The 25,199-nt window shown below is 74.6% G+C and carries 18 protein-coding genes; 8 read left to right on the plus strand and 10 right to left on the minus strand.

Annotated elements, in window-relative coordinates; genetic code table 11:
* Positions 1-69 precede the first annotated feature (69 nt).
* From ACIQWR_RS10220 to ACIQWR_RS10245, 6 genes are all read left to right on the plus strand, one after another.
* Positions 70-2,778, plus strand: coding sequence for a lantibiotic dehydratase (locus ACIQWR_RS10220; protein WP_404006484.1), 2,709 nt, complete (start codon positions 70-72; stop codon positions 2,776-2,778).
* Positions 2,775-4,610: a hypothetical protein gene (locus ACIQWR_RS10225; RefSeq protein ID WP_404006486.1), complete on the plus strand. Its 1,836-nt coding sequence runs from the start codon at positions 2,775-2,777 to the stop codon at positions 4,608-4,610. Before ACIQWR_RS10220 ends, ACIQWR_RS10225 begins: the two co-directional genes overlap by 4 nt.
* Positions 4,610-6,613: a TOMM precursor leader peptide-binding protein gene (locus ACIQWR_RS10230; protein ID WP_404006488.1), complete on the plus strand. Its 2,004-nt coding sequence runs from the start codon at positions 4,610-4,612 to the stop codon at positions 6,611-6,613. The genes ACIQWR_RS10225 and ACIQWR_RS10230 overlap by 1 nt, the downstream gene beginning before the upstream one ends.
* Positions 6,614-6,674: 61 nt before the next feature.
* On the plus strand, positions 6,675-8,300 hold the full coding sequence (locus ACIQWR_RS10235) for a lantibiotic dehydratase C-terminal domain-containing protein (RefSeq protein ID WP_404006490.1): 1,626 nt from the start codon (positions 6,675-6,677) through the stop codon (positions 8,298-8,300).
* 177 nt (positions 8,301-8,477) lie between these two features.
* Positions 8,478-8,936 carry a hypothetical protein gene (locus tag ACIQWR_RS10240; RefSeq protein WP_404006492.1) on the plus strand — a complete coding sequence of 153 codons (459 nt, stop codon included), beginning with the start codon at positions 8,478-8,480 and terminating at the stop codon, positions 8,934-8,936.
* 143 nt (positions 8,937-9,079) lie between these two features.
* A complete protein-coding gene (locus tag ACIQWR_RS10245; protein WP_404006494.1) occupies positions 9,080-10,294 on the plus strand; it encodes an acyltransferase family protein in 1,215 nt (404 codons plus the stop codon).
* Positions 10,295-10,336: 42 nt separating this feature from the next.
* Here the strand turns inward: ACIQWR_RS10245 and ACIQWR_RS10250 are convergent, their stop codons facing one another.
* Together ACIQWR_RS10250 and ACIQWR_RS10255 are read right to left on the minus strand one after the other, a co-directional pair.
* Positions 10,337-10,741 carry a hypothetical protein gene (locus ACIQWR_RS10250; protein ID WP_404006495.1) on the minus strand — a complete coding sequence of 135 codons (405 nt, stop codon included), beginning with the start codon at positions 10,739-10,741 and terminating at the stop codon, positions 10,337-10,339.
* A gap of 23 nt (positions 10,742-10,764) precedes the next feature.
* Positions 10,765-12,216: an MFS transporter gene (locus ACIQWR_RS10255; RefSeq protein WP_404006497.1), complete on the minus strand. Its 1,452-nt coding sequence runs from the start codon at positions 12,214-12,216 to the stop codon at positions 10,765-10,767.
* 101 nt (positions 12,217-12,317) lie between these two features.
* Here ACIQWR_RS10255 and ACIQWR_RS10260 point away from each other — a divergent pair, with 101 nt between their 5' ends.
* Complete coding sequence (locus ACIQWR_RS10260) at positions 12,318-13,226, plus strand: helix-turn-helix transcriptional regulator (RefSeq protein WP_404006499.1); 909 nt, start codon at positions 12,318-12,320, stop codon at positions 13,224-13,226.
* Between the two features lie 49 nt (positions 13,227-13,275).
* Here ACIQWR_RS10260 and ACIQWR_RS10265 read toward each other — a convergent pair whose 3' ends face one another.
* The 6 genes from ACIQWR_RS10265 to ACIQWR_RS10290 all read right to left on the minus strand — a co-directional run bounded on the left by ACIQWR_RS10265 (position 13,276) and on the right by ACIQWR_RS10290 (position 21,346).
* Positions 13,276-15,105, minus strand: coding sequence for a serine/threonine-protein kinase (locus ACIQWR_RS10265; protein ID WP_404006500.1), 1,830 nt, complete (start codon positions 15,103-15,105; stop codon positions 13,276-13,278).
* Positions 15,106-15,157: 52 nt separating this feature from the next.
* Positions 15,158-15,871, minus strand: coding sequence for a hypothetical protein (locus tag ACIQWR_RS10270; protein ID WP_404006501.1), 714 nt, complete (start codon positions 15,869-15,871; stop codon positions 15,158-15,160).
* Positions 15,872-15,975: 104 nt separating this feature from the next.
* Entirely contained in the window at positions 15,976-17,253 is a 1,278-nt protein-coding gene (locus tag ACIQWR_RS10275) for a VWA-like domain-containing protein (RefSeq protein WP_404006503.1), read from the minus strand.
* Positions 17,250-18,473, minus strand: coding sequence for an AAA family ATPase (locus ACIQWR_RS10280; protein WP_404007462.1), 1,224 nt, complete (start codon positions 18,471-18,473; stop codon positions 17,250-17,252). The genes ACIQWR_RS10275 and ACIQWR_RS10280 overlap by 4 nt, the downstream gene beginning before the upstream one ends.
* Positions 18,474-18,657: 184 nt before the next feature.
* Positions 18,658-20,034: a hypothetical protein gene (locus ACIQWR_RS10285; protein WP_404006505.1), complete on the minus strand. Its 1,377-nt coding sequence runs from the start codon at positions 20,032-20,034 to the stop codon at positions 18,658-18,660.
* Between the two features lie 226 nt (positions 20,035-20,260).
* Complete coding sequence (locus tag ACIQWR_RS10290; protein ID WP_404006507.1) at positions 20,261-21,346, minus strand: amidase domain-containing protein; 1,086 nt, start codon at positions 21,344-21,346, stop codon at positions 20,261-20,263.
* 295 nt (positions 21,347-21,641) lie between these two features.
* Here ACIQWR_RS10290 and ACIQWR_RS10295 point away from each other — a divergent pair, with 295 nt between their 5' ends.
* Entirely contained in the window at positions 21,642-22,985 is a 1,344-nt protein-coding gene (locus ACIQWR_RS10295; protein WP_404006509.1) for a hypothetical protein, read from the plus strand.
* 32 nt (positions 22,986-23,017) lie between these two features.
* On the opposite strand, the gene ACIQWR_RS10300 is transcribed toward ACIQWR_RS10295, so the two are convergent.
* Together ACIQWR_RS10300 and ACIQWR_RS10305 are read right to left on the minus strand one after the other, a co-directional pair.
* On the minus strand, positions 23,018-24,208 hold the full coding sequence (locus ACIQWR_RS10300; protein WP_404006510.1) for a cytochrome P450: 1,191 nt from the start codon (positions 24,206-24,208) through the stop codon (positions 23,018-23,020).
* Between the two features lie 185 nt (positions 24,209-24,393).
* Entirely contained in the window at positions 24,394-24,963 is a 570-nt protein-coding gene (locus tag ACIQWR_RS10305) for a GNAT family N-acetyltransferase (RefSeq protein WP_404006511.1), read from the minus strand.
* Positions 24,964-25,199 lie beyond the last annotated feature (236 nt).

A 25,199-nucleotide genomic window follows, 5' to 3' on the forward strand; every position in this document is an offset into this window, starting at 1 on the left:
CCCGGCCCCCGCGCGCACTGCGGGGCCGGGTCGGACCCACCCGCCGAGCCGAAAGGGAATCCGGACCACATGCCGCCCTCCGCGCCCTTCCCGCGCACCGCCCCCTACCTACAGGTGCGCGCGACCGTACTGCACCACCCCGCGCAGTCCCCGGACGCCGCCGCCTTCCGCGCCGGGACGCACGCGCTGGCGGAGCTCGAAGGCGTGCTCGCGGAACTCCTCCCCCGGCTCACCGACGCCCTCTACCACAGCCGCGGCGGCCACCCCGGGGCGTTCCACCGGGACGTAGTGCTGCCCCTGCGCCGGGCGCTGCACAACCGGCGCGCGCCGCGGGCCGCGCTCCTCGAACGGCTCGGCGGACTGCCCGAGCGGGTGCCCGAGCTGCGGGCCTGGCTGGAGCTGCGGGGCCGGCTGGATTCGGCGCGCGCCCGGGTCGCCGCCACCGCGGCCGCCGCGCTCGCCGCGGAGCGGGAGGCGCTGGCCGCCCAGTGCCGGGAGCCGGCCTTCGCCCTCGCCGCCTCCTACAGCGGCGCCGATCTACTGGCGGCGGTGGAGCGCGCCGGTGCGGGGACGAGCGGGCGGCGGGCACGCAAGGAGGAGCCCGGGGTACTGCGTCACGCCCTGCGCGCCGGGACCAGGACCAGCCCGCTGTCCTGGTTCACCGCCGTCGGCTGGGGCCCGCTGGACGACGGGACGCCCGCCCCGCGGTCGCCCGGGGCCGAGTGGGGAGAGCGGGACCTGCTCGGCGCCACCGTCACCTCCGCACGGACCAGCCGGACCCTGGTGGCCGCGCTGTGCGAAGCACTGCTGTCGGATCCGCGCCGGCGCGCCCGGCTCCCCCACCGGATGGTCGGCCCGGCCCGGTTCGATGGCGGCCGGGCCGTGTTCGCGCGCACCCACGCCGCCTCCTCCTTCGGCCGCTTCGTCCTCACCGACGAGGACGAGGTGGCGGTCGCGGCGAGCGGCCCGCTGGAGCGGGTGACGGAGCTGTGCCGTGCGCCCCGCACGCCCGCCCGGCTCGCGGCCGCGCTGGCCCGGCCGCAGGACCTGCCGGCCGCGTCGGCGTACGTGGAGCAGCTGGTCGCGGCCGGGCTCCTCGTCCCCGTGCCCCCCGTGGGCCCGCACGAGCCCGATCCGCTGGCGCGGCTCGCCGACTGGCTGCGCGACGGGACGGACGGGGCGGACGGGGCGGACACCGCCTTGGCCCGGCTCGTCGACGAAGTGGCGGACACCACGGCGAAGTTCGGCGCGGCCGCCCCCGGCGAACGCGCGCGGCTGCTGACGGTACTGCGGGAGCGGTGGACCACCTTGTTGGAGGCGGCGGGCGGGGCCCTGCCCGGGGGCGGCCGGACACCCACCCTGCTGACGGAGGACGTGGTGGCCGCTCGCCCGGTGCCGACGGACGGCCTCCTCGACGACCACGACCACGCGACGCTGCGCGAAGTGGCGGCGCTGGCCGAGCTGTTCGACCTCGGGCACGTGATGCGCCGCGCACTGCGCGACCGCTTCGTCGCCCGCTTCGGCTCCGGCGGGGTCTGCCACCCGGTCTGGGACTTCGGTACGGAGTCGGTCGCGGCCTGGGACGACACCGCCCGCGCGGCGCTCCTGGGCGCGGACGACGGGTCCGTCGAGCTGCCTTCGGGAGCGGTCGAACTGACGCTGCTGCGGCGGGCGTTCACCGAAGAAGTGCGCCGACACGCCGCGGCCGCGGCGGACCCGGACGCCGATGTCGTCCTGCCGCCGGGGCTGGTGGCGGACGTCGGCGGCCGGTTGCCCGGCTCAGCGGCGGTGCGCCCCGTGTCCTACGCACACTTCCTCCAGTACGACGCCCGGGCGCGGCTGCTCTGCCTCAACCACGTGTACGGCGGCTGGGGCCGGATCGGCAGCCGCTTCCTGGACCTGGTCGACCCCCGCGCCGGCGAGCTGGTCGCGCGGGAGGCGGACCGCGTCACGGCCCCGGACGCCCGGCTCGCGCAGTTCCGACCCATCCGCGGCTTCAACGCCAATCTGCACCCGCTGTTCCTGCCCGACGAGATCGTCTCGGAGGAGCACGGTCCGCAGCACACGGAGCACACGGAGCACACGCAGCGCTCGCGGAGTCCGATCGACGAGGCCGACGTGGAACTCTTCCACGACCCGGCGACCGACCAGGTCCGGCTCCGGTTACGGTCCACCGGCGAGCTGCTGGAGGTCCTCTACCCGGGCCTGCTGGTGCCCAGCCTGCTCACCACGCGCAGCGCGCCCCTGGTCCACGACCACCCCGAAGGCGTCGTCTCCTTCGACGCGCTGGTGCCCGAGGTGGTGACCGAAGTCCCGGGCGGTCCCTTGGTACGCACTCCTCGGCTGCGGCACCGCAACATCGTGCTGCGGCGGCGCCGCTGGACGCTGACCGGCGGTACGGTCGCCGCCCTGCGGGCCGCCCTGGCCGCCGACGCGGAAGTGCCCTTCGGCGCCGCGGCCCGCTGGCGCGCCCTGCTCGGCGTCCCTGACCAGTTGTTCCTGCACCCGGCCAAGGGCTCCGCGGTCGATGGCGCGGGCGGGGACGGGGGCGGGGACGCCGGGGCGTTGCGGCGCACGATGAGCCGACTGGCGGTTCCCAAACCGCAGTTCGTCGACCTCGGCAACGCCCTGCACCTGCGCTGCCTCGACCGGTGGCTGGCCCGCCATCCCGACGGGGTGGTGCTGGAGGAGGCCCTCCCGCGGCCGGGCGGTCAGGACCGGCCCGTGCGCGCCGTCGAAGTCGTGGTGGAGACCTACCGGGCGGGGTGCGAGGCGTGAGCGCCGCGCCGCCCGACGCCTTGGACTCGGTGCGCCGACGTCGCCTGCGGCCGGGCGTCACGGCCACCGCGCTCGCACGGGGCCTGCACCTGCGCGGGTGGTCCGCCAGCGTCACGCTGGAGGGCAGCCCCGCGCTCCCCGGGCTGTGGCGGATGCTGGAGGAGGCCCTGCGCGAGGGCGGCGGCGCGGACCTCGCCGACCGCACCCCGGTCGGCACGCCGCTGCGCACCGCGCTGTGCACGCTGATCCGGCAACTGGACCTGCACGGGATGCTGGTCGAGGAGACGGCGCTGCCCACCGGCGGCGCCGCGGACCGCTGGCTGCGGACCGTCGCCGACCGGCCCGCCGAGGCCTCCGCCGCCTTGCGCGACGCCCTCGTCGAGGTCCGCGCCGGCGATCCGGGCGCCCGCCTGGCCGCTGCCGCCCTACGGGCCCTGGCGCGGGCCGGGGTCACCGCCAGGGCGGTGACCCCGGCGGCCGGCGGCCCGGACCGGGTGCTGCTCTCGGCCGCCCGCGCGGACGGGAGCGTGCTGGCGGTCGGGGCGGCACTGCGCCCGGGCGCCGCCTTCGTCACACCGGTCGGCGGGCTCGGGGCGGCGCGCGCGGACGCCGAGGCGATCGCCGACCGGCTGGGGCGGGACCGTGACGGGGGCCCGGTCCCGGACCCGGACTCCGGGACCGGGGCACCGCCGCTGCCCGAGGACGAGCTCGCGGCGCTCGTGGCCGGGGCCGCCGTGCAACGGCTGCTGGCGGCCGTGGCCGGCCTGCCCGACCCCGGGGAGGAGGACACCGGGACCGAAGCCGCGGCGGAAGGCGGTTCCGGGGCCGTCGGCGCCGCCGGGCGGGTGCCGAAGGCCCGGATCCCCGTCGCCCTGGTCGTCGGGGAGCGCCCCACCCGCTCGGCCCATCACCCCTGGTTGGGCCCGGGCCGGGCCGCCGCCCCGGCACCGGAGACGCTCGCGGAGGCGCTGGTGGCCGTGGCCGCGCTCGGCGACGTACGGCTCGGCCCGCTGCCGGCGCCCGAGGCGGGTTCCCTGCCCCAGCTGCCGGTGGCACTGGTCCGCTGTGCGGCGCCGGGCGGCGCGGGGATCACGTCCGGGGGCGTACGGGCGGACCTCGCCCGGATCGACGCCCTGTGCCGCACGGCCGAGCTGCGGGCGGCGGTCCCGGGGCCGGCGTCGGGAGGCTCCGCTCCGGTGGTGGGGGCGGGTCCCGAGCACGCGCTGGGCCGGGCACTGCGCCGGGCGGCGCTGCCCCCGCGGCTCGCGGCAGCCCCGCCCGCGCCCTGGGACCCGTACGGCGCGGACCATCCGCAGGCCCGCCACTGGTGGCGCACGCTCACCGAGCGGCTCGGCGTTCGGGCGGAGCTGACCGTGACCCCGCTCGTCGCGGGCGGGGGTGCCCACCGGGCCGAGGTGCACGGGCACGTACGCGGGAGGAACGGGCGACTGCTCGGACAGGCCGTCGAAGCCACCGCGGGAGACGCCGCGGCCTTCGCGGTGCTGGCCGCGCTGACCCGCGTACAGATCGGGCCAACAGACGTGACGGACCATCACATCACCTCGCACGGAGGGGAGTTGTGCGTGCTGGCAACGGCTGCGGTCATCCCGGCGCCCTGGGAGGACGAGCGGTGGACGACGGGCTGGTGGAGCCGGGTGGCCGGCCGCGAACGGGCCCTGCGCGCCGTCCTCACCGAGGCCACCGGACTGCGCACCCGCCCTTGGACCCCCGTCGGGCCCGGCGGTCGGGACCTGCTCACCGCCCTGCGCGGATGCGGATTCAGCGCCCTCGACATCGGTATCCACGCCAACGACCCGGAAGGCGGACGGTGATGGCCACGACCACCGCGCACCCGACCACCGCGCCCGCGGCCGCGGGCCTCTCGGCGGCCCTGGGCGCCCTCGACGTGACCGTGCTCGACGTCCGCGGCGCGCTGGCGCGCACGGCGGGCCGGGCCGTCGTCGTGCTGGACGACTGGACGCTGGAGAGCGCCGCCGAGCTGTCCCGGCACGCCCTCGCCCACCCCGTCACGCTGGTCCCGGTGCGCTGCGACGGCGCGGTCACCGTCGTGGGGCCCGTGCTGCGGCCCGGCGCGGTGGGCTGCCTCTCCTGCACGGAGTACCGCAGGCTGGCCACCATCGGCGGACGGGTGCCCTGGCACGGCACCGGCCTGCGGCTGACCGGGGGCCCCTCCCCCGCGATGGCCGACGCGGTCGCCGCGTCGGCGGCCGGGATGCTGGGCGCGGACCCGCGACGGCCGGACCCACGGCGCCCGGACGCCGGATCGGACGCCGAACCGGACGCCGAACCGGACGCCGGACCGGGGGCGCTCGTGCGGATCGTGCACAGCGGCCGCACCACCTGGTCGGACCACGTCTTCCGCCCGGTCGGGGGCTGCCCGGTGTGCCTGCCGCTGCCGCCGGACGACGCGAACGCCGCCCGTCCGCCCCGGGCACCGCGGCCGCTGTCGGACCCGACCGTGCTGCGCGGCCCCAACGACCGTACGGGACGGGAGGATCTGCGGGCCGCGCTGTACGACGAGCGCTTCGGCCCCGTCCACCGGGTGACCCGGACCGAGGACTCGGTGCACGGCCTGACCAGTGCGTACGTCACCTATGGGCGCGACCTCGGCGACGGCGGCTACGGCCGGGCGGGCGACTGGGACACGAGCGAGCGGGTGGCCCTCTTCGAGGCCGTGGAACGCCTCACCGGGATGAGCCCGCAGGGGCGGCGTACCGTACTGCGCGCGTCCTACGCCGAGTTGGGACCGGAGCGGGCGGTGGACCCGGAGCGGCTGGGGCTGCCCGATCCCTCCCACCACGGCCATCCGGCGTCGGGGAGCGTCGCCTACGACCCGGAGCTCGCGCTGGACTGGGTCCACGGCTGGTCGCTCACCCGCGACCGGGTGACCGCCGTGCCCGAGCACGTCGCCTACTGGGACCCGAGCCCGGGGCGACCACGGGTGGTCTACGAGTGCTCCAGCGGCTGCGGGCTCGGCAACAGCCCCCAAGAGGCCGCGCTCTACGGCCTGTTCGAGGTCGCCGAGCGGGACGCCTTCCTGATGGCCTGGTACGGGGCCACACCGCTGCGTCGGATCGCACTGCCCGGTGACGACCTGGAGGTGGTGCACCTGGCGGACCGCGCGGAGTCGGCCGGCTACCGGCTCGACCTGTTCGACGCGACGAACGACTTCGGCGTTCCGGCCGTCATCGCCGTCGCCGCGTACGGGGATCCACGGGCGGCCGCCCCCCAGGTGTTCGTGGCGGCGGGAGCACACCACGATCCACGGGTGGCCGTGCGCGGGGCGGTGGTGGAGACGGTGACGAACGTCTTCAACGCCCCGCAGCGGATGCGGGCGGAGCCCGAGGAGTTCAGCCCGGCCCGGTTGTTGCCGATGTTGGAACGGCCCGAGCTGGTGCGGACCCTGGCCGACCACACCGCGCTGTACACCCTGCCCGCGGCCCGACCGCGGCTGGACTTCCTGCTGGACTCCGTCGACGGCGGCGACCGTCCGCTGCCGTGGCGCGAGGCCTGGCCCGGTGCGCCGGAACCGGTCGTGGACCTGGCGGAGCTGCTCGACACGACCGTGCGGCGGCTGGCCGGGGTCGGGTTGGAGGTGATCGTGGTCGGCCAGGACGAAGCGGGCGTGCGCGAGCGCCTCGGGCTGTACGGCGCCAAGGCGGTGGTGCCCGGCGCGCTGCCCATGACCTTCGGACACGTGAACCGGCGCACCCGGGGGCTGCCCCGGCTGCTGGAGGTGCCGTACCGGCTGGGCAGGTCCCCCGCTCCCCTGCGCCACGAGGACCTGGCCCTGCACCCGCACCCCTTCCCCTGACACCCGCCCCCGATCCACCCCCCGCTTCGTCGTCGAGCATCGAGCACCGAGGAGAACCGCCGTGCCGTCGTCCACCTCCGGTCCCGGACAGCCCTGGCTGGCCCTGCACTTCTCCTTGCGGACCGCACCGGGAGCCGTCGACGACTTCCTCGTGCGGGAGGTCGCGCCGCTGTTGGACGGCCTCGTCCGTACGGGCGCGGCCACGGCCTGGTCCTTCGTCCGCGCGGACGTCGACGGCGGCCCGCACCTGCGGGTACGGCTGCGCGGCGCCGAGCCGGGCGCGGCGGCGGCGTTGGCCGGGTCCCCGAAGGTCGCGGAGGCAACGGAGGTCCTGGAGGTCCTGGAGGACACGGCAGCGGCCGACGAGGCGCCGGGCGAGGCGCTGGCGGCGTGCGCCTCCCGGATCGCGGTCGAGGTGGTCTCCGTGACGGATCGCGGTAGCGGACGGCTGGCGGCGGCCGCCGATCTGGCGCACGCGACGGCCTGGGCCCTGGGAATGGACCGCTTCGAGAGCGCGCGCTGGCTGCGCGGCCGGGCAGGACGGCACCCCGGGCCGGCGGTGGAGGCGGCGGCCGGCGACCCACCGGCCGACCGGGTGACCCGGCTGCCCGGGGCGGTCGTGCACGCGCAGGTGAACGCGGTCCACGCCGCGCAGCGCGAGCAGCTCGCCGGGCGGGCCGCCGCCCTGCGCGAGGAGCTGGAGCGCGGCGGCGCCGCGGGCCCGGTGGCGCGGTGGGCGGCGGCGGTGCGGGAGGCGGACGAGCGGGAGGGCGGCGGGGGCGGCGCCGCCCGGGTGCGGGAGGCGGTGTGGGCGGCGCGGCTGCACGACCTCCTCGGCCGGCTGGGCACGGCCCCCGACGAGGAGCGGGCCGTCTGCCTGCTCGCCGCCCACGCGCTCCTCGACGCGGGGCGACCGGCCTCGCACTTCCCCACGGGCCATCTGGCTCCCGACCGCCAGTACTTGGAGCGGAGCAAGTTCCGGATCGGCCGGGAGCACGAGATCGTCCCCCGCCACGCCCCGCCGGAGGAGCTGCCCGCCGGACCCGAAGTGGCCCTCGCGGCCGGGCCGGTGCCCGATGTCTCGCTGCGGGCCGCCGTCACCGGGCGGCGTACCGTGCGGGGCTCGCTCACGGGGCCGCTGACGGCCGCCGGGCTCGGCACGCTGCTGTGGGGCGCCCACGCCGTCAGCCACACGACGGGCGCCGACCCCCTGGTCCCGCACCGCCCCTACCCCAGCGCGGGGGCCCTGTACACGGCTGGCCTGCGGCTCTTCGCCCTCGGGGTGGAAGGCCTGGCTCCGGGCACCTATCACTGCGTGCCCGACCGGCGTGCGTTGCGGCGCGTGGCGGACGCGCCGTCCCTCGACGAGATCGAAGCGCTGTCGGCGTACACCTCCGCGCCGCCCGACGACCCGCGGGCCGTGGTCGTGGACGGCGTACCGGCGGTACTGGGGCTCTACGTGGACCTGGGCCGCCTGCGCCTGCGGTACGGCCTGCGGGCGCTGCGGATGGGCCTGTTGGAAGCCGGGCACCTCGCACAGTCCCTGCTGTTGACGGCATCGGCACTGGGGCTGGCGACGACCCCGCTGGGCGGCTTCCGCGACGACCTGGCGCACGAGCTGTTCGGCCTGGACGGCCTGGACCAGCCCCTCCAGTACCTCCTCCCGATCGGCCGCCCCCCGGCCTGAGCCGAGGACCACGTGGGCCGAGGACCACAGGGGCCGAGGATCACGGGGACCGCTCGCCGCCCCCGCGGCCGGACGCGCCGGATACCCGCTCGCGCCGCGCGCCCCGCGGTGGGTACCGTACGCGGGCCCGCGGGGGGACCGCGTGGAGCACGTCGTCATGTACCGGGGGGACACACGATGAGCACGGAGACCAGCGGGGCACTGGAGCCGGTGTGGCTCGTGTCGGCGAACGTCGTGTGGTGGCGGCGGTACGGGGCCGGCGGTCAACAACTGCGGCGCGGGACGAAGTCGTTCAGAGGCGGGGCGAAGGTGTACGTGAGCTACGTGCACTGGGGGCCCGGCGGTGACAAGATCACCGTCATCGGACGGGAGCGGAACACCGGACGGTGGATCGTCATCGACATGGCCACCCGGAACCTGCACAGCTTCCGGCCCCGGTTCGTGCACACGCCGAGGGTGTTGGAGCGCTTCCACGCCTCGACGCGCTGGCCCGCGTGGGACGCCGAGTTCGCGGCCCAGGCGGCCACCGCGCTGGAAAGGCACGCGTGCGCGTACCGCGCCGAGGGGTGGCGGGGCTCCGAGCACCCCCCGCGCTGTCTGTGCCACGCCTGCCTGACCGGCGAGCCGACGGCGTAGGTCAACGGGCGGAACCGGCCACGCCGGGCTTCTTGAGCGGTCCACGAGCGGCCGCCGGTACAAAGAGCGCTGTACCTCCCCTTCAGGGCTGGGCCGCACCACACCGGATGCACCGCAGGACCACATCCCAGAACGGAAGCCCCATGGCCACTGACCACATCACCACCGGTTCTGCGCCATCGCGGACGAGAGCGGCGGCTCCCCGCGAGCGCGCCGCCCCGACCGCCACGGAGGCCGTCGCACCGGAGCGGCCCCGTACTCCCCGGCTGGACTCCCTCACCGGTCTGCGGTTCCCCGCCGCGCTGGCCGTCTTCGCCCACCACGCCTTCCTCCCCATCCCCCCGCTGCGGTTGCTGGGCGACGACGCCACCGAGGAGCGGCTGGCCGGCTGGTTCGCGCAGGCGGGCGGGCTGGGCGTGTCCTTCTTCTTCGTGCTCAGCGGCTTCGTGCTGACCTGGTCGGCCCGGGACAGGGACACCACGACGGCGTTCTGGCGGCGCAGGTTCGTCAAGATCTACCCGACCTACCTCGTCACCTGGGCGCTCGCGCTCTCCCTGTTCGCGATGTACTACACCTCCGCGGGCGTCGCCGTCGCCAACCTGTTCATGGTCCAGGTGTGGTGGCCGGAATACATGACCAACTTCAGCGTGGACGCCCCGAGTTGGTCGCTCGCCGTGGAAGCGGTCTTCTACCTCTGCTTCCCGATGCTGCTGCGCGCCTTCCGGCGCATCGACCCCGCCCACCTGAAGTACTGGATCACCGGGGCGATCGCCGCGGTGGTGGCCACCCCCGCCCTCGCGTACGCCCTCTTCCCGAGCGACCCGCGGATCCCCAGCGGTCACGAGAGCTCGGTCTCGCAGTACTGGTTCAGCTACGTGCTGCCCCCGGTCCGGATGGTCGACTTCGCCCTCGGCATCCTGGTGGCGCTCGCCGTGAAGCACGGGCGTTGGCGCAACATCGGCATGATCTGGTCGAGCGTGCTGCTGGCCGGCGGGTACTGGCTGACCTTCCACGTGCCGTACCTCTACGGCCAGCGCGCGGTGATGATCCTGCCGATCGTGCTGCTGATCGCGGCCACGGCGACCGCGGACATCGAGGGCCGCAGGAGCCTGTTCCGGGGCCGCACGATGGTCTGGCTGGGCGAGATCTCCTTCGCCTTCTACCTGCTGCACTACATCACGATGTGTTCGCTGCGCTGGGCGCTCGGCGAGGACCGGATGTACTCGCTGCCGGTCACCCTCGCGATGCTGGTGGGCGTGGGCGTGGTGACGGTCCTGATGTCCTGGGGGCTCTTCGCCTGGGTCGAGAACCCGCTCGTACGCCGCTTCGGCCGCTCGCGCCCCGCGAAGACCGGCTGAGGCCCCGGCGGGGAGGCCCGCGGCCCGCCTCCCCGCACCGCGTCAGGGCATCTCGTCCGGGTCGCAGCTGGCCCGGCGCAGCCCGATCGTCCGCAGGGCGCGCATCAGTCCGTCGGTGTCCCCCTCGCGGACCACGTGCACGGCGCCCTCCTCGGCCCGCGCGGCCAGCGCCCCGAGGACCGCGCCCGCCGAGGTGCGCAGGACCACTCCGCTCGGCGGGTCCAGGGCGCGCACCCCGCGGAAGACGTCGAGTACGTCGGGGTCGCCCCCGGGACCCGCGGGCAGCGCCAGGACCGTGATGTCGGGGAGCAGGACGCGGGCGTGCGCGAGCGCGACGGCGGGTGCCTGGGCATGGGAGATGACCTGGAAGTGCGGGTTGCTCTGGATCCGCGACCGCAGCCGCTCCAGCTCCGCCCCTTCCGGTACGCCCACCACCAGGACCGTCATCACAGTCCCCATCCTCCGTCCGGTCAGCGCATGGCGCGCGGCAGGCGCAGGCTCAGCAGGGCCGTCACCGCGACCAGGCCCAGCTGCACGAGCAGGGTGACGGCGAGGGCGTCGCGCATCCCCATGGAGGGGGTCAGGGCGAGGAAGAGGCTGCCGAGGGTGGCCACGCCCAGGGCCAGCGCCGACTGCTGGGTGGTGACCATGACGCCGCCGCCCACCCCGGCCCGGTCGGCGGGTACGTCCGAGAGCATCAGCCGCATCAGCACCGGCAGCTGGAGGCCCTGACCGAGGCCCGCGACGGCGACGCCGGGGGCGAGTCCGACGATGCCGAGGTCGGGCCAGTCGCGCAGCACGGCCAGGAGCAGCAGGCCGAGGCCGACGGCCTGGAGCACGCCTCCCGCGGTGACCACGCGCGTGCCGAACCGGGCGACCAGGCGCGGGCCCGCGAGCGAGGCCGCGAAGAACGAGAGAGCCATCGGCACCAGGGCCAGTCCGGCGGCCACCGGCCCCATCCGCAGGCCCTGCTGGAGGGCCACGGCGACCACGAACATGAATCCGCTGAAGCCGATCGAGAAGGGGACGACCATCACCAGCCCCCGGCGCAGCGAGTCCAGCCGCAGCAGGCTCGGCGGCACCAGCGGGACCCGGCCGAGCCGGTCCAGTCGGCGCTCGGTGAGGTAGAAGGCCGCGGACGCGAAGGGGAACACCCCGAGCGAGACCCAGGTCCACAGCGGCCAGCCGGTCGCCCGGCCCTCGGTCAGCGGCAGCAGCAGCGACACCAGGGACAGCGCGAGCAGCAGGGTGCCGGACACGTCGACGGAGGCGGGGCGCTCCGAGCGGGTCTCGGGCACCGCGCGGGCCGCGAGCACCAGACCCAGCAGCACGATCGGCACGTTCACCAGGAACACCGAGCGCCATCCGGAGCCCGCCACGTCGGCGGCGACCAGGACGCCGCCGAGGATCTGGCCGGCGACCATGGACAGCCCGGCGGTCGCTCCGTACAGGCTCATCGCCCGGGCCCGGCGGGGTCCCTCAGTGGTGGCCTGGATGGTGGCGAGCACCTGCGGCAGCATCAGCGCGGCCGCGGCGCCCTGGGCCACGCGCGCCCCGACCAGGGTCCAGGCGGTGGGCGCCAGGCCGCAGGCGAGCGAGGTGAGGCCGAAGGCCGCCATGCCGATCAGGAAGAGCCTGCGCCGACCGGCCATGTCGCCCAGGCGACCGCCGAGGACGAGGAGGACGGCGTAGGCGACGCCGTAGCCGCCGACGACCAGTTCCAGCACGGCGGGACCGGCCGCGAGGTCGGTGTCGATGGCGGGCAGGGCCACGTTGACGATGAAGAAGTCGATCAGGGGCAGGGCGGCGCCGAGCAGCACCGTGAACAGCCCGAGCGGGGTCATCGCCGCGGGCCCCGAGGGGTCCGGCGCGGTGGCTCGGGGGGAGGGGTGGGTCGTCGTACGTACCGTCGTGTCGCTCACGACGGAGACGATCCTCCTATCGGGAGCCTGGTACCAGAGTCTCTTTATCCTGGTACCACGAGCACCTGGAAACGGGATGGGGGATGCGGCACCCTGGGAGCATGACCACTGTGGCTCCCGATACGGACGTGCGCCGGCACGAGCTGGCCGAATTCCTGCGCAGCCGGCGGGAGCGGATCACCCCGGAGCAGGTGGGGCTGCCGCGCGGCCGTCGTCGGCGCACTCCGGGGCTGCGCCGCGAGGAGGTCGCCCAGCTCTCCGCCGTGGGCGTCACCTGGTACACCTGGCTGGAGCAGGCCCGTGAGATCCAGGTCTCCCAGCAGGTGCTGGACTCCCTGGCCCGGGCCCTGCTGCTGGACGCCAGCGAGCGCAGGCACCTGTTCGCGCTGGCCGGGAGCCCGGACCCGACGCCGCACGCGCCGTGCCCGATCGTCACGCCCGCGCTGCGGGCGCTGCTCGACCAGCTGGGCCCGGTGCCCGCCGTGGTGCAGAACAGTCGCTACGACATCCTGGCGTACAACGCGACGTACGGGCGGCTGCTGTGCGACATGGACCGGGTGCGGCCGGAGGACCGCAACTGCATGTGGCTGGCCTTCACGAACGAGGAGTGGCGGGCGGCGGTGGTCGACCGCGCGGAGGTGAACCGGGTGATGGCGGCCAAGTTCCGCGCCTCGATGGCGGAGCACCTGGCCGAACCCGCCTGGAAGACGCTGCTGGGGCGACTGGAGACGGCCTCGGCGGAGTTCCGCGAGGTGTGGGCGCGGCACGAGGTGGTCGGCCAGGGGGGCAGGGTGAAGCACATCCGCAATCCGCTGGTGGGACTGCTCAGCCTCGAACACACCAACTTGTGGCTCGGACCGGCGACCGGTGCGCGACTGATCACCTACACGCCGTTGGACGAGGAGACCCGCGGGCGCCTGGAACTCCTGGAGCGCCTCGCACCCACCGCCGCCGCCGCGCCCGCCGTGCCCGCCGTGCCCGCCGTGCCCGCCCTCGCGGGGCGGGGCTGACCGGGCCGGTCCGCGGTGGGCGGCCCGGACCCGGTCGCCGCGGCGGTGCTCAGCGCGCCTTCGGGTCGTCGGCGTTGCGCCAGACCGTCAGGTCGACGGTGATGTACTTGCTCGGGTCGTTCGGGCCCGACTTGCCCTGGTAGGTGGCCACGGCGATGTGCCCGGCCTTGCTCAGCACGCAGATCTGCGTCCCCTTGCCGAGCTGGTCGAGCCCGACCTTCTCGGTGTAGCGGGTCTCGCTGCGGCAGGTCTCCAACGAGCCCTTCTGCGAGTTGTTCAGCACGACCAGCTTCCCGTTGGCGCTGCCGAGCTTGTCGTCCCCGAACATGCTGTCGCTGTAGTAGTAGAGGTCGCCCTTGCCGTACATCACGCCGCCGCTGTGGTCCTCGGCCGGGGTCGGCGGGTTGTCACCGAGCATCACCGCGTAGTTCCCCGTCACGTCGATGCCCTCGTACGTGGCGGGCTGCGGGTCGGTCCGCTTCTTCGGCGAGGCCGAGGAGCCGCTCGTGCTCGCGGCGCCGCCGGACTTCGCGCCGTCGGCCTTCGCGTCGCCGCCCTTTCCACCGGTGTCCGGCAGCAGGTAGCCGATGAGACCGAGCCCGACGAACGCGGCCACGACGGACCCGACGACGATCAGCCCGGTCCGGCGGGGGCGGGGCGCGACCGGCGGGTAGCCGGTCGGGTGGGTGGGCGGCAGCGTGGGGTAACCCGGCCGGTAGGCCTGCGGGTTGTGGTAGCCGGGCGGCGGGGTCTGGTAGCCCGGCGGCGGCCGGTAGCCGGGCGGGAGCCCCGGGGCCGCGGGCATGCCGGGGGCCGCGGGGATGCCCGGCACGGCCTGCGTCGGCGCCGCGGCCACCGCGTGACCGGTCGGCGCGTACGGGTGCGCGCCGCCCGGGGGCGGGGTGTGCGGGGAGTACTCGGTCGGCGTCGGCGCGACGGACGGCTGCTGCGGGGGCGGGGTGGGCGCGGGGGCGGGGAGTCGCAGCCGCTCGGTGATCGAGCCGGCGACCTTGCGGGGCAACCAGTCCTCCCCCTGGCGCAGCGGTTCGGGCGAGATCTGCTGGCACAGCTCGATGATCTCGGTCAGCGCGGGACGCGCGGCGGGGTCGCGGCTGAGGCACCGGGTCACCAGGGGCCGCAGCTCCTCGGGCAGCCCGCTGAGATCGGGGTCCTCGTGAACGATGCGGTACAGCACGGCGTGTGACGGTCCGTCACCGAAGGCGGGGGCGCCGATCGCGGCGTAGGCCATGATCTGGCCGAGCGCGAAGACGTCGGTCGCGGGGGTGATCGTACCGGCCGAGGCCTGCTCGGGCGCCATGAACGCGGGGGTGCCGACGCTGACGCCGGTGCTGGTCAGGGCGGTGGTGTCGGCAGCCCGGGCGATGCCGAAGTCGATCACGCGGGGGCCGTCGGCGGCGAGGAGCACGTTGGCCGGCTTCAGGTCGCGGTGGACGATGCCCGCGCCGTGGATGACGTGGAGGGCCTCGGCGACCCCGACGGTCAGCAACAGCACGCTGCGCAGCGGCAGTGCCCCGTTCAGGGCGACGGCGTGCGCGAGGGAGGGGCCGGGCACGTAGGCCGTGGCGAGCCAGGGCTGCTCGCCCTCGGTGTCCGAGTCGATGACCGGGGCCGTGTACAGGCCCTGCACCCGCTCGGCGGAGCGCACCTCCTGCTGGAAGCGCCGCCGGAACTCGGGGTCTTCGCCGAACTCCGCCCGGATCACCTTGACCGCGATGGGACGACCGCCGGGCGTGTACGAGAGGTACACCTTGCCCATGCCGCCCGCGCCCAGCACCGCGGCGAGGCGGTAACCGCCCACCACGACCGGGTCGTCCGCCTTGAGCGGTTGGAAGAACTCTGCCGAAGGCGTACTGCTCATGATCAACCCATCCCCTGCCGGCGGCGCTTCAGCCCCTGCCGAGGCCGCGAAGTCAACCGCGAGCGTACCCAATGCCGGGGCCGCCGAGGGCCACGCGCAGGGCGGGGTCCACGGACCCGTCGAAGGTGGTGGCGAGGTGGCGCAGCTCCTCCCGTCGTTCCGGGTCCCCCCGGCCGGTCAGGGCCGTGGCCCAGGCCACCCGGTCCGCGGCGGCGATGCCGGCCGTTTCGTGGAAGAGCGCGTACAGGGCGTACCAGCGGACGGCCGCGTCGTCGTCCTCGGCGAGTCGGAGCAGGGCCTCGACGACCCGGTCCTGCGTGTGGTCGGGATCGGCCAGCGCGGGCAGGGCCGCGGCGACCCCGAAGCGCACCGCCTGCTCCGCGTGCGAGCGGTGGCCGAGGACGAGGTCGAGGGTCTCCCGGGCCTCGTGGTAGCCGAGGACGGAGAGCATGCATCCGAGGACCCAGTAGTCGGGTTCGCTCGGCAGCTCCGCCACGACGACCGCGATGGTCTCCGCGCGGAAGGGCCGGCTGCCGTCGGCGGCGCGGGGGCCCAGCTCGCGCAGGACCCGCGCCCCCAGTTCGCGCTGCGCCGGCTCGTCGTGGGCCAGCAGCCCGGCGGCCCGCTCGAAGACCTCCCGGGTGGGGCGGTCGAGCAGGAGGAGGAGGTGGGGCGCGGGCCCCTCGTCGCCGTCGTCCCGTTCGATCTCGACCAGGGCGCTCGCGAACAGCTCGTCCGTGGACGCGCCGGCCCCTCCGTCAGCCATCACGCCCACGCACCTCTCCCCTGCTTCCCGACGGCCACCGGACGCCGGACGAACGACCAGTATGCGAGGACCCCGCCGCCGGTGGTCGGGAATTTCGCCGCGCCCTACCCGATGGTCACCACGCGCGCCCACGGCGGCGGTGTGTCCGGCTCGTAGTCGGGGTTCTCCTCGTCCATCGACCCGTCGCGCGCATCCCGGGGGAAGAGGCCCACCACCGTCCGGCACGGCGGAGGAGTCTCGGGCCAGGGCGTCTGGCCGTCCGTCAGCACCACGATGACGTCGGGGCGGGGGCTCGCCCGCAGGGCCGCGGCGAAGCCCGTGCGCAGGTCCGTACCCCCACCGCCGACCAGCGCGATCCCCTCGGCGCCGCACAGCGCGTGCACGGTACGGGCCGCCGCGTCGCACGACACCACGGTGACCAGGTCCCGACGGCCGCCCACCGCACGGGAGATCGCCGCGACCTCCAACAGCGCGCCGCCCAGTTCGGCGTCGCTGACCGACCCGGAGGTGTCGATGACCACGCAGACCCGCGGCGGCCTGCGGCGCAGGCTCGGCAGCACCACCCCGGGCAGGCCGGCCGAGCGCCGCGAGGGGCGGCCGTACGTGTAGTCCTCGCCCGCACCGGATCCGGCGGCGGCCGAGCGGACCGCCGCCCCCAGCAGCTCCCGCCACGGCTGCGGCGCGTGGAAGACCTCCTCGGCCCAGCGCCGCCAGCCCTCGGGAGCGCTGCCCGGGCGGCCGGTGATGCCCTGGGCCACGCGGAACCGGACCGCGTCCCGTTCGTGCTCGGTGAGGCCGTGCGCGCCGTCCGGTCCCAGGTCCCATGCGCGGTCCAACCCGTCGGCGCCGCTGCCGCAGTCCAGCCAGACCATGCCCTGGGTGAGCGGCCCGAGCCCGAACTGGCGGAGGTAGTCCTCCATCAGTTCCCCCGGAGCGAGCCCCAGGGTCCGGGGCAGGACGGCTCCTTCGGGCCGGACCAACCCGTCCCCGAACACGTCGTCGTTGATCTCGCAGTCGGCGGCGATGTTCATCCGCAGCCGTTCCCCGGGGCCGCTCAGGCCCCGCTCCCGCGCGACCCGGTCGCTGCGCCCGTGGTGGTCGCGGAGCAGGTGCGAGACCTCGTGCACCCAGACCCCGGCCAGTTCCTCCACCGGTGTCCGGTCCACGAACGCCGGGGAGACGTAGCACCGCCAGTGCCGGTCGACGGCCATGGTCGGCACCCGCCGCGACTCCACGACGTGCAGGGCGAACAGCGCCGTCGCCACGTACGGGCGGACCCGGGTGGCGTGCAACCGGGCGGCGTAGAGCTTGTCGAGGTCCAGGACTCCCGGACCCCCGTGTACGGGCGGGGCGTTCGGGGCGCGTCGCGCGCCGCCGCTCACCAGGACCCGCCGGACCGCGTCGCGGCAGCGGCCCGGGCGCTCGCGCGGTCCGCCCGGCGGGACAGCGACACGGCTCCGGCGAGCCGCTCGATGGAGGCCGGGACGTCCCACTCGTCCCGGCGCAGGGAGGCGAGCGCGGTAGCGGGGACGACCACCAGGTCCGGCGCCCCGGTGTCCAGCGCCTTGACCAGCAGCGCCCACGCGGCGTCCCAGCGGGGCTTGTCGGGGCGCACCCGCACGGCCTCCACCACCGCGTCGAGGCAGGCCTGGCGCAGGTCCCCGCGCTGCGGGAGGTCGGCGCCGGCCGGGTCGGCGAGCAGGGTCTCGGGGTCCGGCAGGTCCATCCGGTCGATGCCGGCCAGTAGTTCCAGACCGGGACCGTCGCCCACGGCGCCGCGCACCAGCAGGGAGAGCACCTCGCGGGAGGAGCCGGCCGCGGTCGCGAAGGCGACCAGGGACAGGGCCATGTCCCAGCTGCGCGGGGACGGCCAGGGGCCGCCCCGACGCGCTTCGTTGCCGGGCAGCCGGTGCACCAGCGCGGGGCGGGCGGCCAGGAGTCCGCACACCGCGCGCCGGGCGAAGTCGACCGCGTGCGGCAGCCGCTCCGGGTCGAGCCGGGGCAGCGTCGCGCGGGGCCAGGTGCCACCGAGCCCGCGGACCACCACCTCGTGGTCGTGGGTCCACTGGAGGTGGACGAACCGGTTGGCCAGCGGCGGGCTCAGTTCCCACCCGTCGGCCGCCGAGGCGCGCGGGTTGGCCGCGGCCACGATCCTTACTCCGGGCGGCAGTTGCAGTGCGCCGATCCGCCGCTCCAGTACGAGGCGGAGCAGGGCCGCCTGCACGGCCGGCGGCGCGGTGGACAGTTCGTCCAGGAACAGCAGCCCGCGCCCGGCCTCCACCAGGCGCACCGCCCAGTCCGGCGGGGCCATCGGGACGCCGTGTCGCGCGGGGTCGTCCCCGATCACGGGCAGGCCGGAGAAGTCGGACGGTTCGTGGACGCTGGCGATGACGGTGGTCAGCGGAAGGTCCAGGGACGCGGCGAGCTGGGTCAGGGCGGCGGTCTTGCCGATCCCCGGCTCGCCCCACAGGAGGACGGGGAGATCGGCCGCGACGGCCACGGTCAGCGCCTCCAACTGCACGTCCGGGCGCGGTTCGGTGGTGGTGTCGCGCAACAGGGCGAGCAGTTCGGCCGCGACGTCGAGCTGAGCGGCCTCGGGCATGGGCGTGGGCGTAACAGCGGGCGCGGGTGCGGGCGCGGGTGCGGGTGCGGGTGCGGGTGCGGGTGCGGGTGCGGGTGCGGGTGCGGGTGCGGAAAGGGGCATGGAGAGGGGCATGGAAAGGGTCATCCTTCATCACCTGTGCAGCGTCGTGAGGGGGGACGGTGGGACGGGGTGGTCCCCCGGTTCAGCGAGTGGTCGCCCGCCGCGGCCGCGTACGGGCGGCGGGCCGGCGGTGGGCGGCCGGGAGGGGGCGCCCCGGGGCCGGGTCCATCAGGCCCGCCCGGAACAGCCCGTAGGTGATCCGCCGGTCGGCGGCCGCTTCGAGTTCGTCGCGCAGGGGGCCGCCGCGCAGCAGGACGTCGGGCCCGAGCAGGCCCTCGACGACGGCCAGTGCGCCGGCGGTGTCCCCGTGGTCGAGGCGTTCGCGGACCCCGGCGAGGCAGTCCGGGCGGCGGTGGGCCAGGTCGATCTCCCGCAGGCAGGGCAGCGGCGTCCCGGTCAACGCGACCAGCAGTTCCTCCCGCCGGATCTCGGCCGGGTCGTGGTCGAGCGGGGCCAGCACCCCGTCGACCAGGCCGATCCGGTGCCGGGCCCCGCGGCAGTCCACCAGTCGCGGCCCCGGCTCCGGCGCCGGACCGCTCGGTCGCGCGGCCGCCCGGTGGCCCGGTACGAGCGCCGGGGCGACCAGCGGGTGCAGCCGGTCGGCTCCGATCAGCCCGGCCGCCAGCAGCTCCAGGTCGGGCGGCACCCAGGTCGACGCGTCGGGCAGGAGCGGCGGCTCGGCCGTGCCCCGGCCCGCTCCCGCGTCGCGGTGGCGGTATCCGTGGTGGTGCCGGTCCAGGTCGACGTACAGGTCCAGTCGCTCCCGCGTCCCGAGCCGGACCGTGACGGTACCGGTGGACCGGCCCTCGGCGCGCAGCAGGATGCCCGCCTCGGCCACCCACCGTTGCGCGGCCCAGGGTTTCCCCGGCGGGAGCGCACCGAAGGGGTCGGTTCCCCCCGCGAGCGGACCGACCCCGGACCGGGTCCGGAAGTCATCGGTCCGCCGCGCGTCCCACAGGTGCCGGTGCAGGTCGAGCCGGAAGCGCGGGTGGGGTCGGGCGTGCGGGTGGCGGCGGACCGCCGCGTCGGAGCCGTGCGGATCCCAGAGCGCGAGGCCGATCCGCTGACCGGCGTCCGCCCAGGCGGGCGGGGTCCGCGCCACGAGGTGCAGGGGACGGGGGCCGTCGGGTCCCGGGACCTCGTACCGGGCCAGGGCCACGGTCAGTCCCGGGCGCAGCAGTCCGTCGGGGGCGACACGCGGCAGGTGCCAGCGCAGCAGGTCGGGAGCGAGGTGGCGCAGGTCGGCCCGGATGCGGGCGGCGAGTTCCCTGCCGTGGGCGCGTGCCACGTCGCGCGGCCGGAGGTCGACGTCGACGTTCGCGGCGGCGCAGGCGGCGGCCCAGTCCCCGGCCAGGCGGCGGGCGGTCGCGGTTTCGATCATGGAGGGCGGCACGGCGTACTCGCGCACGCGCAGCCAGCGGGCAAGGCGGGAATTCCCGGTCGCGGTGTCGGTGGGCATCAGCACTCACCTTGCGCGGACGGGTCCCCCGATCTCTGTGTCGTTTCGGTGATCATCGCGGTGAGCGTACCGCTCTCCCGCCGGCGTCCGCCAGGGATTTGCGGCCCGGGATCCACAGGCCGGGTGTCGTGCGTCACGTCCCACCCCGTCCCGACGGACCACCCCCGTCCCGACGGACCACCCCCGTCCCGACGGACCGCCAGCGGCCCGCCGGGACGGGGACCCGTCAGGTGCGGTAGGCGAAGTACACCGCGTTGGGGTACGAGGCGATCAGGCTCGCCAGGGACTTCCGGTAGGTGTTCGTGGAGTGGTACGTGAGGTAGGGCGTTCCCGCGCTGCTCCGGTACGTCACGATCATCGAGTGGTCCTTGGACCCGTCCCGGTTGAAGTCCATCTGCAGGATGTCGCCGACATCCATCTGGTAGACGTAAGCCAGGTTCGGCGCACGGTTGTTGGAGTTCGTGAACCATGCCCACTCGTTGGCGCCCGCCCAGGAATCGGTCTGGAGGGAGCCGTCGTACCACCAGTTGCGGTAGTCCGAGGTGGTCCCCGAGACGTTCTTCCAGCCGCCCGCCTTCAGGGACTGGCTGATGAAGTTGGTGCAGTCCCCGCCGGCGCCGTTGAACTGCCGGTACGCCGGGTTGTAGTTCTTCCAGTACTTCTCGGCGTAGGTGGCCATGGCCGCGTAGTCGTACGCGCCACCGGTCTTCGCCTTGGGCTTGGCCGGCGCGGGGTACTTCGTGGACGCCGGGGTGCCGTCCGGGTAGGTCTGACCGTCGTCCTTGACGACGGCGGTCTTGGCCAGGGTCGGCTCGTTGACCGCGACCGGGCCGTTCTCCTTGGAGGCGATCGAGGTCAGCTCCCAGGCGCCGCCCGGCTTGCCCACGAGGTTCAGCTCGTAGCGCGTACGGAAGCCGGTCGTCGTCGGCTCGTCACCGCGGACCTTCTTGTAGGTGAGGGTGGTCTCCTCGGTGACCTGCACGACCGCCTTGCCCTTGGTGACCGTGGCCTTGTCCACGGAGACCTTGGTGTCGGCGGCGCTGTAGGCCTCACCCAGCGCCTTGAGGCGCGTCTTGCGGGTGCGCAGCGACGAGAGCGCTTCGGTCTCGTCCTTCTGCAGCTGGGGCGACATGCGCGTCTTCTGGCCCGAGGTGGCCGGGCGGTGGCCCGGCTGTTCCTCGACGAGGGCCTCGGTGCGCTGGGAGAGCACGTCGTCGGCTATGCGGGCGAAGGCCTTCATGTTCGCACTGTTCGCGGTGTGCGTCTGAGGGGCCTCGCTCGCGGAGGAGGAGGGCAGGAATGCGTACGACATGACTGCGGCCAGAGCCACGGCGCCGATGGCGGCGGGTCTGAACGTCTTTGGTATCACAATAGTTCCCCTTGTCACCGGTCCACACGAACCGGCGGGCGGAATCCTCGCACAGCCGACGTCCCCGCAGAATTCCCCCCGCACGACCCCGTCCGGATCGGCACCCGTCTGTGCCCCCGCTGTGAGACGGCGCGCACGAAGGGTCCGGAGTGCGGTAGACATGCAGACAAGTTCTATATTCGTATGAACAATCCATGCGCGGCGGGGGCTGCGGTAACCACGGGGGAAGACAGCTGCCATGCCTGACACCGACGACGCCCCGGACTCCTCCGTGACGGAATCCCGAGCCGCCCTCAAGGCCGCCCGCAAGGCCCGCGAGCGGGCGCGCAACCGCAAGCGCATGGGCGTCGGCGCCGGCGCGGTCGCCCTCTGCGCGGCCACCGCGACCACCTACGCCCTCACCCTCGGCGGCGGCTCCGCCGCCGGCGGGGACGAGAAGACGGCGTCCGCGGAGCTCTCGGGCGGGCAGAACGGCAAGGCCGCGGCGGCGCGCGACGAGGAGAAGAACTGGGACGGCAAGGTCAAGGTGCTGGGGGACGGCTCCACCTCCTACACCGGGCCGCAGCCGGGCCAGCTCAAGCCGGAGAAGCTCAAGCCCGGCGAGAAGCCGCCGCAGTTCGTGGTGTTCTCCTGGGACGGCGCGCTGGAGGGCGACGACCACCTCTTCTCGCACTTCCGTCAGGTGGCCAAGGAGAACAAGGCCCACATGACCTTCTTCCTCACGGGCATCTACCTGCTGCCCGAGAGCAAGAAGATGCTGTACACCCCGCCGCAGCACAGCCCCGGCTCCTCGGCCATCTCCTACCCGACCGTCCCGCACGTGAAGACCACGCTGGAGCAGCTGCGCGGCGCCTGGGGCGACGGCGACGAGATCGGCTCGCACTTCAACGGCCACTTCTGCGGACCCAAGGGCGGCGGGGACTGGAGCCCCGCCGAGTGGAAGAGCGAGATAGACCAGACGTACTCCTTCATCAAGAACTGGAAGACGAACACCGGGTTCACGAACGTGGCGCCGCTGCCCTTCGACCCGGACCGCGAGGTGGTCGGCGGCCGCGCCCCCTGCCTGGAGGGCCAGAAGAACCTCCTGGAGGCCGCCAAGCCGTACGGCTGGCGCTACGACGCGAGCTCGTCGGGGGACTTCCAGCTGTGGCCGTCGAAGATCAACGGCATATGGAACTTTCCCCTCCAACTCGTCCCCTTGCAGAACAAGGAGAAGCAAGTCCTCTCGATGGACTTCAACTTCCTCTACAACCAGTCCGGCGACAGCACCAAGGGCGATCCCACCAAGTACCCGGAATGGCTTGAACAGACCCGTATGTCCTATCTGAACGGCTTCAACCGGGTCTACAACGGCAGCCGGGCACCGATGTACATCGGCAACCACTTCGAGGACTGGAACGGCGGCATCTACATGAAGGCCGTCGAGGACGTCATGAAGGACGTCTGCCCGCGCCAGGAAGTGCGGTGCGTGTCCTTCCGCGAGCTGGCCGACTGGCTCGACGTCCAGGACCCGAAGGTCCTGGCCCAGCTGCGCCTGCTCGATCCGGCGCAGGCCCCGGAGTGGCCGACCCTGGTCAAGTAGCCCCGCCCGCGGGCGGCACCGCCCCGCCGCGCTCACGCCTCCCAGGTGACCGGCAGGGACTTCACCCCGTGGATGTCCGCGGCCTCCGGGCGCAGCGGGACCTCCTCGGCGGGTACGGCCAGGCGCAGCGCGGGGAAGCGCGCGACCAGCGCGCCGAGCGCGACCCGCATCTCGATGCGGGCCAGCTGCGCCCCCAGGCACAGGTGGATGCCGTGGCCGAAGGCCAGGTGCCCGCCGTCCTCCCGCGCGAGGTCGAGCGCGTGGGGGTCGGCGAAGCGCTCCGGGTCGCGGTTGGCCGTGTTGTAGGACAGGACCACGGTCGTGCCGGCCTCGATGGTCCGGCCGCCCACCTCGACGTCCACGAGCGCCGTCCGCATGAACGACTTGGCGACGCTCAGGTACCGCAGCAGCTCCTCCACGGCCTGGTCGATCAAGCTGGGATCGGCGCGCAGGGCGGCCAGTTGCGCGGGGTTCCGCAAGAGCGCGAAGGCTCCGAGGGCCAGCATGTTCGCGGTGGTGTCGAAGCCGGCCGCGAGCAGGATCAGGGCGATCCCCCGCAGCTCCTCCTCGCTCAGGTCGCCGGCGGCGAGTTCGCTGAGCACGTCGTCGGTGGGGGCGGCGCGCTTGGCGGCCACCAGCTGCGCGAGGTACTCCTGGGTCGCGGTGTAGGCCGCCATCAGCTCCTCGTCGCCGGTCTCCCCGCTCATGAAGGTGTCGATCTGCTCCTGGAAGGAGTCCCGGTCCTCGTACGGCACCCCCAGCAGCTCGCAGATGACGATGGTGGGGATGGGCTTGGCGAAGGCGGTCACCAGGTCCGCCGTCGGCCCGGCCGCCTCCATCGCGTCCAGGCGCTCGGCGGTGATCTGCTCGATGCGCTCGGTGAGCATCCGCATCCGCCGCGCGGTGAACTTGCCCACCAGGGGCTTCCGGTAGCGCCCGTGCTGCGGCTCGTCCATGAGCAGGAACTCGCCGGGCGGCGCCGGCGGAAGGCTGAAGTCGACCACGTTCAGGAGTTCCTTGCGCGAACTGAACCGCGGGTCGGCCAGGACGGACCTCACCAGGTCGTATCCGGTGATGAGCCAGCCGGGCGGGCCACCGGGGTGGGCGTAGCGGCTGATGGGTCCGTGCTCGCGGGCCTCGACCAGCTCGGCCGGCGGATCGAAGGGGCAGCCGGGCCGGCGCTCGCTCGGCAGCGCCGCGACGGTGTGGGTGGATCCGCTCATGGCCGTTCCTCATCTCTCGACATCTCGTGTTCACGCATGCCGAAAGCTACGTTGCGTTCACGAACTCGTCAATCACTAACAGCCCATCAATGCACGCTTTCCCAGGCCATTGACGGTGAATTGATGCAATGACCCCAAGGCTGAACGCAACGATGCGTTGCAATGGGCTACGTTGAAAGCAACCGTCACCGGCGCAGGTCGAGCATGTGGAAGACCTTGTCGTAGCGGCGCGCGCCGACGGCGACGAAGTCCGGCAGGCGGCCGTACTCGGTGAAGCCCAGGGACCGGTACAGGTGCAGGGCGTTGTCGTTGTCGCCCCGGGCGTCCAGGGTGAGGACCTCGATCCCGGCCCGGCGGGCATCGGTGATCAGGGCCGCGGTCAGGGCCCGGCCGACGCCGCGTCCGTGGGCGGCGGCGGCCACCGCGAGCTTCTCCAGGTCGGCGTGCGGGCGGTGGGTCGCCCGGGCGTAGCGCTGCCAGTACCCCAGGCCGACCAGCCGACGCCCGACGTAGGCGGCGCGCAGGGCCGCGTCACCGGCGCGCGCGGCGCGGACCACCCCGTCGAGGAGCTCGGCCACCTCGTGCGGGGAGGGCGGGTCGACCCACCCCAGGGCCGCGCCCGCCCGGACCAGCTCCGCCAGGATCCCGTGGGCGGACTCCGCGAAGTGCGCGCCGAGCTCGGGGTCGGAGGTCAGCTCCGCCGCGTCGAGGAGAACGGGGCCGCCGGCACCGCCGTCGATCGTCATCGTGTTCATGATCGGCAGCCTACGAGCCCCCGGGCGCTCACCGGCGGGAGCGACGGCACGACGCCGCCCGCCGGGCTCCGGGCGGCACGGCGAAGGCCCCGGACTCCTTGCGGAGACCGGGGCCTTGATCGAGCGCTGGGCAGGCCTTGCACCTGCATCCCCCCACAGGAAGTGGGGTGCCTTTCCTTGGACCACCAACGCGAGCCCACCGCCGGGAATCCCGGCCGCGAGAACAAGATCAATCG

Origin of the sequence: Streptomyces sp. NPDC098789 (assembly GCF_044759975.1) — a bacterium.
Taxonomy (GTDB): Bacteria; Actinomycetota; Actinomycetes; order Streptomycetales; family Streptomycetaceae; genus Streptomyces.